General features: G+C 69.4%; 10 protein-coding genes. 6 read left to right on the top strand and 4 right to left on the bottom strand.

The window, feature by feature from the left end; all coding sequences use genetic code 11:
• Nucleotides 1-8 precede the first annotated feature (8 nt).
• The gene (locus tag CLV71_RS42500; protein ID WP_133908642.1) at nucleotides 9-9182 is read right to left on the bottom strand and encodes an RHS repeat-associated core domain-containing protein; all 9174 of its coding nucleotides are present in this window, start codon (nucleotides 9180-9182) and stop codon (nucleotides 9-11) included.
• A 523-nt stretch (nucleotides 9183-9705) separates the two neighbouring features.
• On the opposite strand from CLV71_RS42500, the gene CLV71_RS42495 reads away from it, so the two are divergent.
• The 4 genes from CLV71_RS42495 to CLV71_RS42480 all read left to right on the top strand — a co-directional run bounded on the left by CLV71_RS42495 (nucleotide 9706) and on the right by CLV71_RS42480 (nucleotide 13718).
• Nucleotides 9706-11463, top strand: a complete 1758-nt coding sequence (locus CLV71_RS42495) for a tachylectin-related carbohydrate-binding protein (protein WP_166664484.1) — start codon at nucleotides 9706-9708, stop codon at nucleotides 11461-11463.
• An 81-nt stretch (nucleotides 11464-11544) separates the two neighbouring features.
• Complete coding sequence (locus tag CLV71_RS42490; RefSeq protein WP_243867331.1) at nucleotides 11545-13119, top strand: hypothetical protein; 1575 nt, start codon at nucleotides 11545-11547, stop codon at nucleotides 13117-13119.
• Between the two features lie 54 nt (nucleotides 13120-13173).
• Nucleotides 13174-13446 carry a type II toxin-antitoxin system Phd/YefM family antitoxin gene (locus CLV71_RS42485; RefSeq protein WP_133908640.1) on the top strand — a complete coding sequence of 91 codons (273 nt, stop codon included), beginning with the start codon at nucleotides 13174-13176 and terminating at the stop codon, nucleotides 13444-13446.
• Complete coding sequence (locus tag CLV71_RS42480) at nucleotides 13443-13718, top strand: type II toxin-antitoxin system RelE family toxin (RefSeq protein WP_133908639.1); 276 nt, start codon at nucleotides 13443-13445, stop codon at nucleotides 13716-13718. Before CLV71_RS42485 ends, CLV71_RS42480 begins: the two co-directional genes overlap by 4 nt.
• A 27-nt stretch (nucleotides 13719-13745) precedes the next feature.
• Here CLV71_RS42480 and CLV71_RS42475 read toward each other — a convergent pair whose 3' ends face one another.
• The gene (locus tag CLV71_RS42475) at nucleotides 13746-15104 is read right to left on the bottom strand and encodes a DHA2 family efflux MFS transporter permease subunit (RefSeq protein WP_133908638.1); all 1359 of its coding nucleotides are present in this window, start codon (nucleotides 15102-15104) and stop codon (nucleotides 13746-13748) included.
• A gap of 78 nt (nucleotides 15105-15182) precedes the next feature.
• Between CLV71_RS42475 and CLV71_RS42470 the strand changes: the two genes are divergently transcribed.
• Nucleotides 15183-15641: a winged helix-turn-helix transcriptional regulator gene (locus CLV71_RS42470; RefSeq protein ID WP_133908637.1), complete on the top strand. Its 459-nt coding sequence runs from the start codon at nucleotides 15183-15185 to the stop codon at nucleotides 15639-15641.
• Between the two features lie 43 nt (nucleotides 15642-15684).
• On the top strand, nucleotides 15685-16272 hold the full coding sequence (locus tag CLV71_RS42465; protein ID WP_133908743.1) for a TetR/AcrR family transcriptional regulator: 588 nt from the start codon (nucleotides 15685-15687) through the stop codon (nucleotides 16270-16272).
• Here CLV71_RS42465 and CLV71_RS42460 read toward each other — a convergent pair.
• Complete coding sequence (locus tag CLV71_RS42460) at nucleotides 16269-17369, bottom strand: Gfo/Idh/MocA family protein (protein WP_133908636.1); 1101 nt, start codon at nucleotides 17367-17369, stop codon at nucleotides 16269-16271. The two genes, CLV71_RS42465 and CLV71_RS42460, sit on opposite strands and share 4 nt — an antisense overlap.
• A complete protein-coding gene (locus CLV71_RS42455; RefSeq protein ID WP_133908635.1) occupies nucleotides 17366-18100 on the bottom strand; it encodes a sugar phosphate isomerase/epimerase family protein in 735 nt (244 codons plus the stop codon). The genes CLV71_RS42460 and CLV71_RS42455 overlap by 4 nt, the downstream gene beginning before the upstream one ends.
• Nucleotides 18101-18164 lie beyond the last annotated feature (64 nt).

The raw sequence follows: 18164 nt of genomic DNA, 5'->3' as shown, positions 1-18164 counted from the left end.
CCGTCACGCTATTTCCAATCAATCCCAAGGATATCAAGCACCTGTCCACATCTGAGACATGGGTGTGCTGGCTCGCCATGTTCTCCGGCTCGAGGCGACCTCGGGTTTCGAACATGAACTGTTCTCATTGCACCGCCCACGATAGCCCCTGGTCCCTCCGTGCGGTATGCGTCGAGCAGACACCCAATTTCCGCGCAACCACCATGGTGATTGCCCGATCGTGCCAGGGGGCCAGCCAGCTCCGGTATCTGCTTGATTTTATCCGCTTGACCGTGCCGGTTCGTGGAGTGGTACGGCTCACCGGACGGTGACCTGTACTCGGACGCGTACTTTGTGCCGGGGACCTCACGCTGACCATTGGCGTATTCGGCGAGCTTGGCGGGGTCGTATGACGCCTTGGGCTCGCCGGAACGGAGCTTGCCGGCGCCCTTGGCGCCGGCCACGATGCCGGCGACGGTGGCGAAGCCTCGGCCGATCGCCTCGCCGTAGTCGCCGTTGTTCCAGTCTTCCTTGATGGGTTGGGTGATGCCGTCCCATATGGCACCCAGGACGCCGAGGGGGTCGTCGATCAGAGCACCCAGGAAGTCCGTGACCGCTTGGACGTTCTCGGCGCAGGCGTCTGACCAGGGGTTCAGGCATTCGGCGATGTTCCAGGCCATGTGGGCGATGCCGGCGAGCGTCTCGAACGCAACCTCGAACACGCCCGTGAAGAAGCCGACTACCTGGTCGAACGCGTCGACGAGTGCATTGCCCGCATCGCACAGCCAGTCCCACACGACGCAGCCGGAGTCCTGGCCACCGCCACCGCTGCCGTCACCGCCAGGGGCTACCTCGGTCGGAGCGGATGTGGTTGCCGGGACCGTGCCCAGGACGTTGTCGTCGTCGGTCAGGTCTTGTTGGAGTTGCTGGTAACTCTCGTTGACGTCGTCCACCGGGTCGCGGTAGTCGTCGGCCTGGTGGGACGGGACGTCGGGGGCTGAGGACACCGGTGGAGCTACCGAGCCGTCGTAGACGGGGGCGGTCATTGCCTTCGGGATGGGCATGGGGTTGTTGCGAGCGGCGTCAGCGGCTGCCGCCCGGGCTGTCGCCGTCGCCAAAGCCCCGCCACCACCGCCGCCGCCACCGCTGCGGGGGCCGGTGGGGCGTCCGTTCAGGCCGAGGCCACTGCCGATGCCACCGCTGGAGCCGTTGGACTTGCCAAGACCGCATTTGCTGGAGCAGGGCCGGATCTTCAGAGGTTTCCCCTTGAAGCTGCCGTGCCCGTTGCGGCTGAGCTTGGCGGACTCGCCGAGAAGTCCGCCGACGATGAGCCCGATACCGATGGGGATGCAGATGGGGCAGTTACCGGACTGGTCCGAGTAGTTGGTCGGTGCGCCCAGGCCGTAGGCGTAGCGGTTCGCCGCGCCTGATGGCGACGTCGGTAACGGCACGTCGTCGCGGGTGGTGAAGCCGCCGGAGTTCGGGTCGTACCAGCGGGCTGTCATGTTGACCTGGCCCGTTGTGGGGTCGGTGTAGTCGCCCTGGTAGCCGACCGTGCGGGTCGTGCCGGCGGTGACCTTGCCCCACGGGTCGTACGTCGTGCTGTCCGACAGGGATGCCCCGGTCGTCGGCAGGGTGGCCACCACGTCGCCGTGTTGGTCGGACATCGTCAGGCGTTGGTTCGTGCCGGTTCGGGTGGACAGGAGTTCGCCCGACGGGCCTCTCCCGAACGTCGTCGTGCCGTCCGACGTCAGCTCGTTGCTGGCGCCCGTGTACTTGAACGTCGTCGAGTTGCGGGTCGCCACTCGGTCCAGGGCGTCATACGTGTAGTTCTGGCCGCCCTGGGACATCAGCCGGTCGAAGCCGTCATACGTCACCGCGGCGCCGGACTTGGCCGACAGGGTGCCTCGGGGGGCGTACGTGTAGGTGTCGGTTCCGTCGGACTGCAGGCGGTTTCGTTCGTCGTACGTGGATGTCTTGCCGGCCGCCGATGTTCGGTTGCCTGCCTTGTCCCAGCCATACGTCGTCGTTGTGGCCGCGCCGCCTGTTGGCTGTGTGGTCCAGCTCGTCAGGCGGTCCGACTGGTCGTAGTCGTAGGTGTTCACACCGGCGCCCAGCACGCCTGTCGTCGTCTTGGTCTTCAGGCGGTCCTGGTTGTCGTAGCCGTACTCGGTCGACGCTGTCGTGCCCAGCTTGTCCAGCTTCACGCGGCCCAGGTCGTCGTAGGTGAACTCGCGCAGCCTGCCGCCGCCGTAGTTCACCGTGGACAGTTCGCCCGCGTCGTTGTAGCTCAGGGCCTGCGACACGCCCGTCACGCCGTCCTGCACGGTGGACAGGCGGCCGTTCGTGTAGCCGTAGATCGCCGTGCCTGACGCGTCCGTGCGGCCCGTGAGGTTGCCGTCCTCGTTGTACGTCAGGTTCGTGTCGCCGGACGGACCACCAGTGGACAGCAACTCCCCGCGGTCGTTGTACGTGAAGCGGTTCTCGCCCGCGGGGGTGGACGCCAGCTTCACGCGGCCCAGTGGGTCGTGGTCGAACGTCTTGGTCGGGGCGCCCGTCGCGGTGGCCCCAGTCATTCGGTCCATCAGGTCGTACGTGCCGGTGCGTTCGATCCCGCCTGGCAGGCTGGTCTTCGACGGGTTGGCGTCGGCGTCGTAGGTGAACGTCCACGTTCTGTCCGCCAGGTTCGGGTGCGCCGTCGTGGACGGTTCCACCACCGACTCCGTCAGGCTCCACTCGTTGACCGTGTAGCGGGTCGTGTTGTTCCTGCCGTCGGTGAAGCGGACCTGGTTGCCCGCGGCGTCGTAACCGAAGCTGGTCGTGATCGACTCCGTCGCGGACACCGGTTCCACCTGTTGTGTCAGGCGGCCCAGCGCGTCCGACGTCAGGGTCGTGACGTTGTTCAGCGGGTTGGTGACCGTGGCCAGGTTGCCGGCCCTGTCATACGAGAGCTTGGACTTCCGCAGCGGGACGCCGTTCGGACTCAGGTCGATGACCTGCGTCGCGCGGCCTGCCAGGTCGTAGTTGGTGCGTTGTTTGCGGCCCAGCTCGTCGGCGGTCACCGCCGGCCGACCCGAGCGGTCGTAACCCAGCTGGGTGTCCACTCCGGACGGTGAGGTCACCTTGGTCAGCTGGTCCAGCTTGTCGTAGTCATACGCGGTGATCGCCTGGGACGGTGCCGTCACCGTCTCGACGTTGTTCGCGTCGTCGTAGCCGTACGTCGCGGTGTAGGTGCCTGGCGTCGGAAAGCGCTCCTGCTGGGTGGACGTCTCCAGCCTGCCCAGGTCGTCGTAGGTCTGTTCCGTGCGGGCGCCCGTCGGGTCGGTCGTCGACAGCAGTTCGCCGGTTCTCGTGTACGTGTACTGCCACTTGTCGCCCGGTTCGCCCGGGTTGTCGGCGTGTGGGTCGACCTGCTCGACCAGCCTGCCCAGCTGGTCGTAGGTGTAGCCGGTCACCGCGCCGCGTGGGCTGGTCGACGTCAGCACGTTGCCGAGGCCGTCGTACGTGAACCGTGCCGTCGCCGTGATCGGGGCGGCGCCCGGTGGGGTGTACTCCGGGGTCGTCGTCGACGTCAGACGATTGATCTTGTCGTAGGCGCTGCGCCACGTGTTGCCGTTCGCGTCCTTCGTGTGGGTCGTGTTGCCGTGGTTGTCGTAGCCGGCCAGCGTGGTGGGGCGGGTCGTGCCGACCGACTCGACCTCCACCGGCGGCGCGACCTCCGCCACCGGGCGGCCCAGCTCGTCGTTGCGGTACGTCCAGGTCGCACTCGCCGGGTCGGTGCTGGACGTCAGCAGGCCGCGCTGGTCGTAGCCGTACAGCGTGGTCAGGTCTTCCGTTCCGGTGTGGACTGTCTCGCTCGTGTTGCGGCCCGTGGGGTCGTAGCCGAAGTCGACCACCTCGGCGATGGTCAGGTCGTCGAACTCGCCGGTGTTCGACTCGCGGCCGCTCATCCTGACCTGGGTCACGTTGCCGTTCGGGTCATAGGCCCACGCCGTGCGGCGGTCGAGACCGCCCGGGTCGGCGGTCATGGCGCTGCGGCGGCCGACGGCGTCGGTCTCGAACGTCGTCACCCGGTTGCCCGCGGTGGTCTGGCGGGACAGGTTGCCCGCCGGGTCGTAGTCGTTCTTGGACAGCACCAGGTTCCGTGCCGCCGCGATGGTCTGGTTCAGCAGGCCGTCGTCGTAGTAGGTGTACCTGACGGTGCGGCCCATCGCGTCCGTGGCGGTGGTCAGCTCGCCGTTCAGCGCGTACGAGTACGACGCCAGCACCAGGTAGTCCCTCGGGCCCGGTTCCGCGCCGTCGGGATCGCCGTGCCAGCCGCGCAGGCGCACCTCCGCCAGCTTGTTGCGGGTCGTGTACGCGTACTCGTACTGCACGCCGGTCGCGTCGACCATGCGGGTGGTGTTGCCGAACCTGTCGTACGCGAGGCTGGTCTCGTTGTCCTCGGCATCGGTGATGCGGACGACCCGGTTGTGGTCGTCGTAGCCGAGGGTCGCCGTCCGGGTCGGGTCGTCGCCGGTCAGGTCGACCGACTCGGTCTTCTTCGGGTTGCCGTCGACGTCGTAGGTGGTGGTGGTGCGGTCGCGGTGGGTCACGCCGCTGATCTCGTTGCGTACCGCCGGTCCGGTCTCGACGGTCGGGTGCGAGAGCTTGTCGTAGTCGGTCGTCGTGGTCACGCCGCTCGGGAACGTGTCCGAGAACTGGGTCGTCGTGCGGCGGCGGCCCAGCGTGTCGTAGGTGAAACGGGTGATGAGACCGGTCGCGCCGCGGACCTCGGCCAGGTCGCCGTTGCTGAAGTAGGCGTACGTCGTGACCGCGTCGCGCGGGTTCTTGGACGTCAGTACGAGGCCCGCCGGGGTGTTGCCGCCGCCGAACGCCGGAGTGCTGTCGGTCGTGTACGTGTGGCGTACGAGCGCTCCGTCAGGTGTGGTCTGGGTTTCCAGGTCGCCTCGGGTCGTGTAGGCGTACGCGGTGCGATAGCGGTTGTCGGTCGGGCCGCTGGAACGGGCGTCGCGGGCCGCGATCACCTTGTCCAGGCGGGGATCCGTCAGGTTGGAGCCGACCGGTGGGTACTCGAAGTACGCCGTCTGGCACGACCCGCCCGTGCGGCAGGTCTTCCTGGACGTGACGTTGCCTCTCGCGTCGTTCGTCAGCGTGACCGACTTGCCCAGTTCGTCGGTGATCGTGCTCTGGAAACCGTTGGCGTCGTAGGTGAACGTGCGGGCGCCCTGCAGCTCGACCGGCGGGAACGAGCCGCCGTCACCGCCTACCGGGATGTCGCAGAACGGGTCCTCCTCCGGCGGCGGGCATTCGAACGGCGGTGGTGTCTCCACCGAGTCGTCCGGTGGCAGCTGGTCCTCGGGACGCGTCTCCGCGATCGGTGACAGGTAGCGGAGGATGCGGCCGCGTACCGGGTCGAAGTCGTAGTAGTGGGCGCGGTTGCCGGGGTCCGCGACGCGCACGGTCCGGATGATGTTCGTCGGCGTGCCGGTGGTCACCGGGGCGCTCAGGGTCCACGTGCCGCCGTTGCGGTCGGTGTAGGTGGTCAGGCGGTCGCGGCCGGCGTCGTACCGCATCTCGGCCGCGGTCTTGCCGCTCGGCAGCACCGTCTTCGCCATCGACACCGACGGGGTTCTCGCCTGGTAGTGCGCCTGTACGGCAGGCAGGCCAAGCGGGTGCTGGTAGACGGCGACCTCGTCGATCACGCCTGCGAACGACCGCTTCTGGGCCGTGCCCCACGCGGGCAGGTCCGACGGCGTGATCGCGAACGCGGAGCCGACGAAGCTGTGGTTGTACGCGCTGTGGTCGATCGCGCCCGGCTTCGAGCCGATGTTCCTGCCGTCGAGGAACAACGTCTGCGACGTGAGGGTGCTCGACAGGACGACGTGGTGCCAGTCGTTGTTGTTCACCGTGCCCGTTGACACGATCTGGTTGACCGTGCCGGTCCAGAACTGGCCGTGCAGCTTGCCGTCCGTGCCCACGTAAAGGAAGGGGACCGCGGCTGTCGGCGTGGTGCCTGCCGGCTGGTTCTGGGCGCTGAACAGTGGGCCGCCGCTGCTCGTGCGGAACCACAGCTCGACCGTGAGCTCACGGCTCTTGCGGACGATGCCGGTCGGCAACGTCATGGCGGAGGTCGTGCCGTTGAACGTGGCGGCCGTGTCGGCGCCGACAACGCCTTCGGTGCCGAGCGTGACGCCGGTGTACGTGGCCTTGTCCTTGCCGAGGTTGAGGCCGATCTGGCTCTGCGCGTCGGTTCCGGACGGCTCGCCCAGACGCCAGTACGAGTCGGGGCGTGCGTCGACGACCGTGCTCCGGTAGTGCGAACCCGCGGTGTACTCGTACTTCGTGCAGCCGCCGTCCGGATCGCAGACCTGGCTGAGCTTGTCGCCCTCGTAGGTGTAGGTCCACGTCAGCGCGGCGCCGTCGACCGGGTCGGTGCTGACCGTGCGGATGTGGCCGCCCTGCCAGGTGACGGTCAGCTTCCGGTTGCTCGTCCGGTTGGTGACCGTGGACAGCCGCTCGTTGGCGTCGTAGCCGAACGCGAGTGAGCGGCCCGCGTTGTCGTAGATCTCCGACGGGCGGCCGTCGGGGCGGAACACGTACAGGGTCGCGGACTTGTCGGTCAGCGTCCAGCCGCCGCCCTCGCCTGCGGTGCGGGGCACGAGCGTCGCGTACCGGCCGGGGGGCGACACGAGCCGGCCGCCCGTCGGCGCCCCGGCGGCGTCGAGGTTCGCGCCGAAGCGGGCCTGCTCGCCGTCCGGATAGGTGACGACCACGTTGCCCGAGCCGTCGTTGTCCGGTGTGATCCGCATGTCGTACTGGCTGGACCAGCCCGCGCCGAACGCGGCGTCGACGCGTGGGTCGAGGCTGTTGTAGGTGCGAACGACCGACAGCTTCGGGCCGATCGTGGACACCGTGGCGTCGACCGCGCTCGCCGTGTAGTTGCCGACCTGCGGGTCGAACTCGCCGGACCGGCCGCCGTACGGGGCGTTGCCGAGGTGCGCGGTGATCTCCGGCTGCGGCACCGCCGTCAGGAGCGTGCTGAACGGGCTCGGTTGGCCCTCGGAGGTGCCGTCCGAGGCGTACACGCGCCATCGGTAGGTCCTGCTCCACTGCAGTCGGCCCGCCGGAACGGTCCACAGAGGACTGGCCGATCGGGTCATGGTGAAGCAGTTGGCGTCGTTCTCGTCGCACACCTCGAACCGGTACTGGGGGGCGGTGCCGGGTGGGGCGTCGACGTCGACCGCCCGGGCCCACAGCGTCGGGGTCAGTGACGGCGCGGAGTACCCGTTGGGCGGGTACAGCTCCTGCACGACCGGTGGGACGTCGATCACCGTCAGCACGAGCACGGCAGGCGGGATCTGTTCGTCGGTGAACACCGGGCCACCGCGGCGCATCATCGTGAACTCGAGCCGGTAGTCGCGTGGCTCCAACGGTCTGATGAACGCGTTGAGGGTGACGGTCGCGCCTCGTGCCACGGTGCCGGTCAGGGAGGCGGCCTCACTCCAGCCGAGGTAGGCACCCTTGTTGTCGAAGATGCGGTAGGCGAGGGCGTAGCCGGAGGCGGTCCAGGCGTCCACACTCCGGTTGGTGACCTTGATCGAGACCGTGCCGCCCTGGTTGCGTGTCACGGGCGGGTTCGGCACCGGGTTCACGAACTCGTAGTCGGCGTTGAACGACGTGTGCGTGACCGCGAGGCGCGGCGGGTTCGCGGTGCCTGCCTGGGCGAACTTCTTCCAGCCGTACACGTCGTCCTCGGCGGCGCGGACCGTGAGCCCGAAGTTCGCCTGTGTGCCGTCGGCCCAGCGCTGCACCAGGTCGCGGCCTGCGTCGCCCAGCGGGATCGCCTCGATCGCCGTCGGGCACGGCGAGGACGTCTGGCCCGACGGGATGTAGCCGTGCGCGAAGCTCTGGCCGGCGAGCGACGGGCCGAAGCTCGGGCCGGGGTAGGAGTAGCCGGGGCCTGCCGTCCAGGCCTGGGTCACGGGGTGCACCGTGACGGGCCGCGCCCTGCACGACCAGGAGTGGTAGTTGGTGAGGGAGAGCTGCGCGCCGAAGATCTTGTGGTTGCGCAACGCGTTCTCGACACCGGGGAACGCGAGGTAGCTGGCGGCGTTGTAGCTGCCGCTGGAGTCGGTCGAGTGCCCGGCCCGCAGGTCGTTCGTCGCGCTCGTGCCGTTCTGGACGTACATGCTGCTGCCGGCCGGGCGCACGTCGACGGACGGGTCGACGGTCACCGGGTACACGCGGCGCGGGTCGGCCAGCCACGCCTTGTCCAGCGTCATGCGCATGCCGCCGTCGACGAGTTCGTAGGTGACGCCGTAGGAGGTCGTGTACTGACCCATGTGCTCGTCGAAGACCGAGTCGACCATGAAGCCGCCCGGTATCCGTGCGCGTTCCGTGCCCTTCTCGTCGCGGAACACGACCTCGCCGTCCACAATGGACGTGGTGAGTCCCCTGGTGCGCAGCGGGAAGAACCACTCGTGGGGCGAGTCAGGTGAGGCCAGCGAGATGGTTTCCTTGAGTCCTCGGGTCGTCACGTCGAGCTTGAGGTCCGCGCCCGGCCGCACCTGGGGGTAGGTGATCGCGCTGCCGTCGACCTTGCCGACCGAGGGGGCCGCGCCGTCCACGGTGAACGCGAGGCTGTGCGTGTCGTCGATGTCCAGCTGTGCCGACGGTTCCGTGCCTGCTACCCGGATCGCCACGGAGTCGGCCGCGTTCCGGAAACCGGTCCCGTCGGCGACGAGCCGGGTGTCGATGGGCTGCCAGGACTTGTCGGATCGCTGGAAGTTGAGGGGATCGCGGCTGAACTCGCTGGTCTGCGTGCCGTCCGCGTTGGCGAAGGTTCGTTGCGACTCCTGCCGCAGCTCGGGTAGTTCGCGGCTGGTCGCGGCGTCGAACCCGCGCACGTCCCGATCGGCGGGCTCGCCTACCCGCGCGGCGTTGCGGGCCGCCGCGGGCTTCTGTCCCTTGACGGGCGGGTACTTCGACTGCAGCGACGCGGGGTCGGCCAGGTTGCCTCGGCCGCTCCGCTCGTGCGGCAGCCCGGCCGCGTCGCCCCACTCCTGCGCCGGACCGTGCCCGGGCGCGGCCACGTCCTGGCTCGTGCTCGGCGTGTCCGGGCCGAGTGAGGTCGCCACCAACGCGAGCACGAGCAGTACGACGAGACCACGTCTGGTCGCAGAGACCTTCGACCCCAGCAACGACCGCACCTTGCCCCCCAAGAACGGATAAATAGGCAACCTGGCCGAAAAGAATTACGCCGATCGCAGTATTCGAACCGGCCTCCCCGAAAGGCCCACAAAACCAATACCGTCTCGGGGTGGGAGTTGGCAATGTATTAACGCGTTACGCGGACAGGTGAGAAAACGTTACACAAGCTGCGTGTGACGTAGGTCACCAACGTTGTCGTTGACGAGGGATCTTTACCCAAACAAGACTGGTGGATGGTCCGTACGGGGACGGGCAGACCGCCACGAGTTTCGTGACACTGGGGTTCCAAACGCACTGTGTTCGGCGACCGGGAAATTCCCAGACGCCTTTATTCGGCATGGGTACGGAAGGAAATCAGTCGTGCGCCTCGCCCGCATTTCCACGATTGTCGCCGTGTGCGTGATATCCGCGACGACCGCCACTCCAGCCGGCAGCGCGGCGCCTGCCACGGAACCCTCGACACTCCAGTGCGCGTCGAGTATCCCGATCTTCCGTGTCCTTTCCAACGGCGACTTGCTCCACTACCACCACCTCGAACCCGAGAACGGCGTGCTGTCCTGGGACAGCAACGTCCCGACCATCGGCCTGAGCTGGCAGACCGGCCGCGCCGTCGCCGGGCCGGACGGGGTGATCTACGCGCCGTGGAACACCGGCGAGCTGCGCCGCTACCGCTGGGTGAACAACGCCTGGGAGATGTACAACGGCGCCTGGTACCGGACTGTTGACGCGACGGGTTGGGACCGATACACCACCGCCGACTACAAGAACCGCATCACGGTCGACGCGGAAGGCCACATCTACACCGTCGAGCCGGACGGGGCCCTGCACTGGCGCGCCTTCGACGCGACGACAGGCACGTGGCGGCACCGGGTGATCGCGGGTGGCTGGAGCCAGTACAACCTGATCTTCGCCGCAGGCCGCGGCATCATCTACGGCAGGCTTCCCAACGGGAACCTGCACCGCTACCGCTACCACGCCGCGTCCAACCGGTGGATCGGCACGGTGCAGGACATCGGCCGCGACTGGCAGCGCTTCGACCGCGTGTTCTCCGCGGGCGGCGACATCCTCTACGCGATCGAGCCCGACGGTGAGATGTTCTGGTATCGGTGGAACGAGGACACCGACTCCTGGGCTGCGCAGACCGGCGGGCTGATCGGGCGGGGTTGGCTGGACCTGGCGGCGACCGCTCAGCCGGACGCGTGCCAGCGGGTCGGCACCACTGTTCCCGCGCGTCCGGCCGTGCCCGCACAGCCGAACGGCGCCGTAACCCTGCTCGGCGCGACCGACGGCCACGTCCACCTCAGCTACGTGGACAGCGAGGGTCGGGCGGTGCACGGCGAGGCGGCGGACCTGTCCGGCGGCACCCCCGTCGGCGTGGCGGTGGTGCCCGGTTTCGTCGGCGCCACCGCTACCACGGCCACCGGCGAGTACCAGGACGGCAGGGTCGCGCTACTGGCCACCGGCACCGACGCCGACACGCGGGAAAGCATCCTCGGGGCCAACGACGCCTGGTCCACGCCGACCAACGAGGGTGGTTACCTGCGCACCGCGCCCACGGTCGCGCGGTTGTCCACCAACCAGCTCGCCGCCTACGCCCTCGACGCCGACTACAACTTGTGGACCCGTCAGCAGCCGTCCGCCAACGCGCCGCTGGACGGATGGCGGTTCGTCGGCGCGACCCCACTCGCGCACGAGCGGCTCACCGTGGTGCCCAACAGCCTGGGCGGCGTGCAGATCATCGGCCTCGGTCGCAACGGTGTGTTCCAGACGGCGGTGTTCAACCCCGGCTCGCGTTCGACCTGGGCTGGTCTGGGTGGCAGCGCGTTCGCAGGCAGTGCGTCGGCCGTGACCATGCCGGACGGCAAGCTCCAGGTGTTCGCCGTCGACAGCGCAGGCGTGGTGCAGACCCAGCGGCAGGGCGCGACCGGCTTCCCGGGCACCTGGACCGCGGTCGGCGGAGTGACCGCGGCAGGCAGTCCGTCGGCGATCATGGCACCGGACGGCACACTGCAGGTGGTCGTGCGCGGCGTGGACGGCTACCTCTACTACGCCGGCCAGACCGCGCCCGGCGCGACCACGTTCAACCCGTGGCGGATCATCACCACCGCCGATCAGACCTCCACTGACCCGACCGCGCTCGCCGTGCCGAGCGCGAGTACCTGGGTGGTCGCGTACGTCACCGACACGGGTTTGCCGAAGCTGCGTCGCTACAACCCTCCAGTGGGTGGCCGGAGTGCTGAAGCGTTCGTGGATCTGCCCGTTGGTGGGTGACCCCACGCAGTCGAAGACCCCTTTTGAGTGATAGTTTTTCGCCGGATCGGGGGTTTCACAACACATGTCTGAGGTCGGCGAGTGACTGTCACGTCTACTGATCAGGTGATCTCGTCCGACGAGGAACCCACACCCGCGGCCCGATCACGGCGGACATGGTTGTTCGTCGCGATCGGCCTGGGTGTGCTGTTCCTGTTGGGCACACGGGCGGCGTGGTTCTTCACGATCGACGACGCCTACATCACCTTCCGGTACTCGGACAACTTCGCCGCGGGGCACGGGCCGGTGTGGAACGTCGGTGAGGACCCGATCGAGGGGTTCACCAACTTCCTGTGGATGCTGTGGCACACGCCGTTCGCTCTCTTCGGCGCGAACCTGCCGCTCGTCGCGAAGCTGACCTCGTTCGTCGCGGGTGCCGCCGCGCTGGTGCTGTTGGTGCGGTACTGCCACCAGCGGTACGGGCTCGTGTCGGCGCTCGTGGCGGGTAGCGCGTACGTGGTCTTCGTGCCGACGTACTTCCACATCACCAGTGGCCTCGAGACCATGGCGTTCGCGGCGCTCCTGCTGCGGGTGGTCATCGTCGGCCTGCGGGCTGTCAACGGTCAGTCCGTGCGGACGTGGGAGCCGCCACTGCTGCTCGTGCTCGCCGGCATGCTTCGGCCAGAAGGTGTGCTCGCCGCGTTCCCCGCGTTCGCCGCCTGGCTCTGGGTCAACAGGCGCGAACGCAAGGCGTGGCTGTGGACTGCCGGCGCCGCGGTTGTCGGCGGGGCCTACTTCGCGTGGCGGTGGGCCTACTACGGGCACCCGTTCCCCAACACGTTCTACGTCAAGTTCGGCAACGTCGACATGGGCAGGCTGTGGTTGGAGACCACCGTGCCGGTGTTGCTGCCGCTGCTGCTGTGCACCCTCGCGCTGCTGATTCGCCGTGACACCCGGTGGTCGGGCGTGGTGCTGTGCGCGACGGTCGGCGCCACCTACCTGACCTACGTCGTGTCCGGACCGACCATGGACTACCTGTACCGGTTCGCCTACCACGCGTTCCCGGTGCTGTGCCTGGCCGCGGGCCTCGTGGTCGGGCCGTTCCGCCGGCGGTGGCTCGCGTCCGGCATCGGTGCGGTTGCCGTCGGATGGATTGCCGTGACCGGTGTGCAGGCGCCGGACCTGCCGCTGATCGCCAACTACGGTCCCGACCTGGCTCGCACCCACGTCCCCATCGGCAAAGGGCTCGCCGAGGCGGATGTGCCCGCGGACCAGCGCACCCTGGCGGTCAACGACGCGGGCGCCATGCCCTACTACAGCCGCTGGAACACGATCGACTTCATCGGACTCAACGACGAGGCCGTCGCCCACGGCGAGAACCCGACCACGCGAGTCGTCGAGGCCAGGCCGACGGTCATCGTGGTGCGCAGCTACGACCCGAACATTCCTGCCGACGCCTACGGTCTGGACGTACCGCTCGCGACGAAGGGCTACGAGCACGTCGGGACCGTGCAGATGCGGGACGGCTACTACTGCCAGATCTTCGCCCTGCCCAAGTGGGCCGACGCGGTCCGCGGACCGGTGATGAAGGCCGTCGACGGGGCGCAGGCCACCTATGACCCCGGCCGGTACGAAGACACCATCGATCGCTGGCTGGACCGCATCCGGCCCTGGTGAACCGCGTCCGACAGGCGCTGGCCGTTCAGTCGAGTGCGTGCCACAATTGTGGCCATGACCGTGGAGCCGTTGCGCGCTGTGCGTGACCACCTGTCGGAGTTCGTCGATCGGGCGGAGCGCGAGCATGAGCGCGTCGTCGTCACCCGCAACGGACGGCCCGCGGCAGTGCTGATCGGATACGAGGATCTGGCTGCGCTGGAGGAGACGCTGGAGATTCTCAGCGACTCCGAGACGATGGCGGGAATCCGGGAAGGTCGCGGCGAGGTGGACCGCGGCGATGTCGTTCGTGGGGTGGATGCGGTCCGCGCCCTGCGGCCGCGGTCGTGACCGAACACTACGATCTCGAAGTCGCGGCAGGCGCCGCCCGGCTGATCCAGCACAAGCTCCCGGAAGGCGTTGCCGCTGCCGTGATCGAGTTCATCACGGGGACGTTGTTGGAGAATCTGCACCGCGTGGGCAAGGCGCTCCGGTACGAGCTGGACGGCATCCGGTCCGCGCGACGTGGGGCGTTCCGCGTTCTCTACGAGATCGACGACGAACGCCGACGAGTCGTGGTGCTGCGCGTCGACCACCGGGCCGACGTCTACCGACCGCGTTGAGCTCACCGTGCTCGATCCCTGGGCTGACTAGGCCGGGACCGGGATCGCGGCGCGCCGGTGGGCTCGGGTCAGTGCGACGCCGGTCGCGGCGGTGGCGAGGCTCAGTACCGCGCCCAGCAGCCATGCCGTGCGGAACTCGTTGACCGAGTCCACGTGCGTGCCCAGGATCGTCACCAGCAGCGCCACGCCGACCGCCGCCGAGATCTGGCGGAACGAGTTCACCAACGCGGAACCCGTCGCCGCGCGGTTCGGCGGCAGGGACTGGACGCCCGCGGCCACCAGCGTGCCCAGCGCGAGCCCCACCCCGGTGCCCGTCAGGAGCATGCTCGGCAGCAGATCCCGCACGTAGTTCGGCGTCTGCGAGACGAACACCGACCGCCACGTCATCCCCGCCGCGAACAGCAGGCCGCCCACCGTGACCAGTGGGCCGTGGCCCAGCCGGGCCGCTGCCCTCGCCGTCAGGACGGTCACTATCGGTACCAGCGCCGGGCCCGGCACCAGCGCCACGCCCGTCTGCAGCGCACTCCAGCCCCAGACGTCCTGGCACCACAGCACATTCGACATCAGCATGATCGCGAACGCGACGCCGAACACCGTCGTCCCCACGCTTGCCAGGCCGAAGCGGGGGAGCCTCAGCAGGTGCAGCTCCAGCAGCGGGGTCTCGTGCCTTGCCGTACGGGTTACGAACCACGCACCCGCCAGCACCGCCACACCCAGCAGCGCGAGCGTGGCCCCGGACGTCCAACCCCAGTCGGGTGCCTGCACCAGCGCACCCGTCAGCGCCGCTACCGCCACCGTCACCAGGACCGCGCCGCCCACGTCCGGCAGTGCGCCCGTCTCGCGCGCGGCCGGACGTGGGAGCACCGCACGCCCCGCCAGCACCGCGAACACGCCGATCGGCACGTTCACCACGAACACCCAGCGCCAGTCGAGCTGTACCAGCAGTCCACCGAGCACCGGTCCCGCCGCCGCGGCCAGGCCACCCACGGCCGCCCAGCTTCTGGTCGCCTTCGTGCGGCTCTCGGCCGGGACCGTGGCCAGCAGCAGGGCCAGTGACGTCGGCAGCTGGGCCGCCGCGCCGGCTGCCTGCACGACCCTCGCCAGCACCAGCACCCACAGGCTCGGCGCCAGCGCGCACGCCAGCGACGCGACCGTGAACACGACCACCCCGGTCAGGAACACCGGGCGCTGACCGACCCGGTCACCCACCCGGCCGACGACCACCAGCAGCGCCGCCAGCGTGATCGCGTAGCCGTTCAGCACCCACGACAGGTCGCCCAGCGTCGCCGGCGCGAAGCTCCTGCCCAGGTCCGGCAGTGCGACGTTGACGATCCACAGGTCGAGGTTCGTCATGAACACGGCGAGTACGACCACGACGGTCGCCATACGGTTTGATTTTCCAACCACGGAGCGAATCGTAGCCGTTGGGTAGTTTGAAAAGCAAACCAGTCATATCGTGGACACATGCGTCGTGACCCGTCCACACTCCCCGGTCGTCCCTGCTCGCTCGCCGCGGCGCTGGAGGTCGTGGGGGATCGGTGGGCACTCCTCGCCGTGCGGGAGGTGGCGTACGGGAACCACCAGTTCAGCCAGATCGCCCGCAACACCGGCGCGCCGCGCGACCGCCTGGCCGCGCGGCTCAAGGACCTGGTGGCAGCCGGTGTCCTCACCAAGGGGCCCGGCCGCCTCGACGGCTACCACCTCACCGACGCGGGCCGCGATCTCGGCACCACCATGCGTGCTCTGCTGACCTGGGGCGACCGCTGGGCGGTCACCACCCCGCCGGTCCGCCTGACCCACCACGACCACGAGCTGGCCGCGAAGACCGTCTGCGCGACCTGCGGCGAGGACGTCCACGCCGCGGACGTCGGCCGCGAGGTCCTCGTCCCCGGCTGGACGCAGGCCGGTCCCGGCAACGGCTAGTCCAAGTCCCGGCCGCGCACGGCATGATGAGCTGGTGCGAGCCATGGAGGGCGGCTACCCCAAGGGCCGGATCCGCCGCGAGGACATCCTCACGGCGGCCGTCGCCGTCTACGGGGAGGCCGGGTACCACGGTTCGTCCTTGCGGGAGGTGGCCAAGCGCGCGGGCATCACCCACGCCGGCCTGCTCTACTACTTCCCGACCAAGGAAGCCCTGCTCGCCGCCGTCCTGGAGCGGCGGGACGCCGACGACGGCGTGCGGCTGCGGCTCAACGCGCCACCAGGGCGCGACGTGCTCCGCCACTGGCTCGCCCTCGCGGAACACAACGTCGCGAACCCGGGCATCGTCGAGCTGTACAGCAGGCTCGCGGCCGAGGCGGTGGCGCCGGACCACCCCGCGCACGACTACTTCGTGCGCCACTACCGGATCGCGCGGCGCTCCGCCTTCGAGACCTTCCGGGTGCTCGGCGAGCGCGGCGAGCTGCGGACCGGCGTCGACGCCCGCACGGCCGCGGTCACCTTCATGGCCCTCTCGGACGGCCTTCAGGTGCAGTGGCTGACGAAGCCCGACGAGGTGGACCTCGTCGGGGTGCTTCGCCACTACATCAACACGATGCTCGCCGAGCCCATCTAGAGGGTGCGGGCGTGCGGGTCCCACGTCGCGGGCAGCGGGGGCGGGACCACGACCGTGCTCTCCACCACGACCCGCTCACCCGAGGTGATCGACTCGTCGATGGCCAGCATCGCGTCGAGCACGTGGTAGGCCAGCTCGCCCGACGCCCGCTCCGGCTCACCTGCCCGGATCGCCCTGGCCAGCTCCAGCGCACCGGTGCCTCGGGACGCCTTGTGGCCCTCCGCCGCCAGCTCCACCAGCTCGTCCGTGCCGAGCGGGTGCACCAGCGTCGAGCCGTCGAAGCCGTTCGGGTCCGGCAGGACCGCGGCACCCGCCGTGCCGGTCAGCTCCAGCATCACCCGCCGCAGCGCCGAGTCGAAGCTCAGCACCAGCTGCGCGGACCCGCCGCGCTCGAACTCGACGAGCGCGGTCACCGTGGTCGGCACGGTCACGGGGAACTCGGTGCCCGCGCGCGGGCCGGAGCCGATGACCCTCGTGTCCCGCGCGCGGCCACCTGCCCCCGTCACCCGGCGGATCGGGCCGAGCAACTGGACGAGCGCCGTCAGGTAGTACGGGCCCATGTCCAGCAGCGGACCGCCGCCGGTCTGGAACAGGAACTCCGGTGCCGGGTGCCAGCTCTCCGGCCCCGGCGTCTGGAACACGGCGAGCGCGGTGCGCGGCTCGCCGATCCGGCCCCTCTCGACGGCGCGGCGGGCGGTCTGCATGCCCGCGCCGAGCACGGTGTCCGGCGCGCTCGCGACGCGCAGGCCCTTCTCCGCCGCCGTGCCGAGGAGCTTGCGCCCGGACTCGCGGTCCAGCGCGAGCGGCTTCTCCGCCCACACGTGCTTGCCCGCGTCCAGTGCCGCGACCCCGACGTCCACGTGCGCGGCCGGGATCGTCAGGTTCACGACCAGCTCGATCTCCTGGTCGGCCAGCAGCTCCGCGACCGAGCCCGACCTCGGCACGCCGTGCTTCTCCGCCTGCGCCGCCGCCCTCGGGAGGTCCAGGTCGGACACCATCAGCACGCGGACGTCCGGGAACGCGGTCAGGTTCTCCAGGTAGGTGTCGCTGATGACGCCTGCGCCGATCAGGCCGACGCCAACGGGCCCGGCGTTCACCGCGCCGCACCCGTCACGTAGGCGTAGCTCGTCGCCAGGCCCTCGAACATGTCGCCGTCGTAGGCGTCGAACTCGATGACCCGCAACGCGTCCGGCGACGCGGCCAGCACGTCGGCCACCGGTACCCGGCCCTGTCCGGCGGGGACCTGTCCCGACGCGTCCGTGGCCAGGTCGCCGTCCTTGACGTGCAGCGCGATCACCCGGTCGCCGAGCCTGTCCAGCAGGGCGGGGGCGTCGGCGCCACCGGCGGCGGCCCAGTACGTGTCGACCTCCAGCACCAGCTCGGGGTCGAGCAGCTCGGCGAACACCTCCAGGGCACTGCGTCCGCCGAACGAGTTCTGCAGCTCCCACCAGTGGTTGTGGTAGCCGACGGCGAGGCCGAGGTCGGCGGCCTTCTTGGCGGCCGCGTTGAGCGCGGTCGCGGTCGCCGCGACGTCCGCCTCGTTCTCCCACTGCTCCGGCGGGACATAGGGGTCGATCACGACGCCGACACCGCAGGCGACCGCGGCGGCGAACACCGCGTCCTGGTCGGTGCCGACGAGCTTGGCGTGCGCGGTCGGCGCCGTCAGCCCGTGCTCGGGCAGCGCGGTGCGCAGGATCTCGGCGTGCTCGGCGAGCCCGAACGGCTCGACCTGGGTGAACCCGATACCGGCCAGGCGCGCGAGCGTGTCGGCGGGATCTTCGGCGAAGGCTTCTCGGACGGAGTAGAGCTGCACGGACGTTGTGCTCATGGCCATCTCCCCTGGAGGTGCTGGACCGCTGTGGAAGCGCTCCCACTAAGATTTCTACCATCTG

It is taken from the genome of Actinophytocola oryzae, assembly GCF_004364325.1.
GTDB lineage: Bacteria > Actinomycetota > Actinomycetes > Mycobacteriales > Pseudonocardiaceae > Actinophytocola > Actinophytocola oryzae.
Note: the sequence above shows the minus strand (reverse complement) of the source record. Positions and strands in the feature narration are given on the sequence as shown.

What these genes read in the sequence shown, in the direction of transcription:
- CLV71_RS42485 (WP_133908640.1), top strand. Translation starts at nt 13,174, where the DNA reads ATGACCGTGGAGCCGTTGCGCGCTGTGCGTGACCACCTGTCGGAGTTC.
- CLV71_RS42475 (WP_133908638.1), bottom strand. Translation starts at nt 15,104, where the DNA reads ATGGCGACCGTCGTGGTCGTACTCGCCGTGTTCATGACGAACCTCGAC.
- CLV71_RS42470 (WP_133908637.1), top strand. Translation starts at nt 15,183, where the DNA reads ATGCGTCGTGACCCGTCCACACTCCCCGGTCGTCCCTGCTCGCTCGCC.
- CLV71_RS42465 (WP_133908743.1), top strand. Translation starts at nt 15,685, where the DNA reads ATGGAGGGCGGCTACCCCAAGGGCCGGATCCGCCGCGAGGACATCCTC.
- CLV71_RS42455 (WP_133908635.1), bottom strand. Translation starts at nt 18,100, where the DNA reads ATGAGCACAACGTCCGTGCAGCTCTACTCCGTCCGAGAAGCCTTCGCC.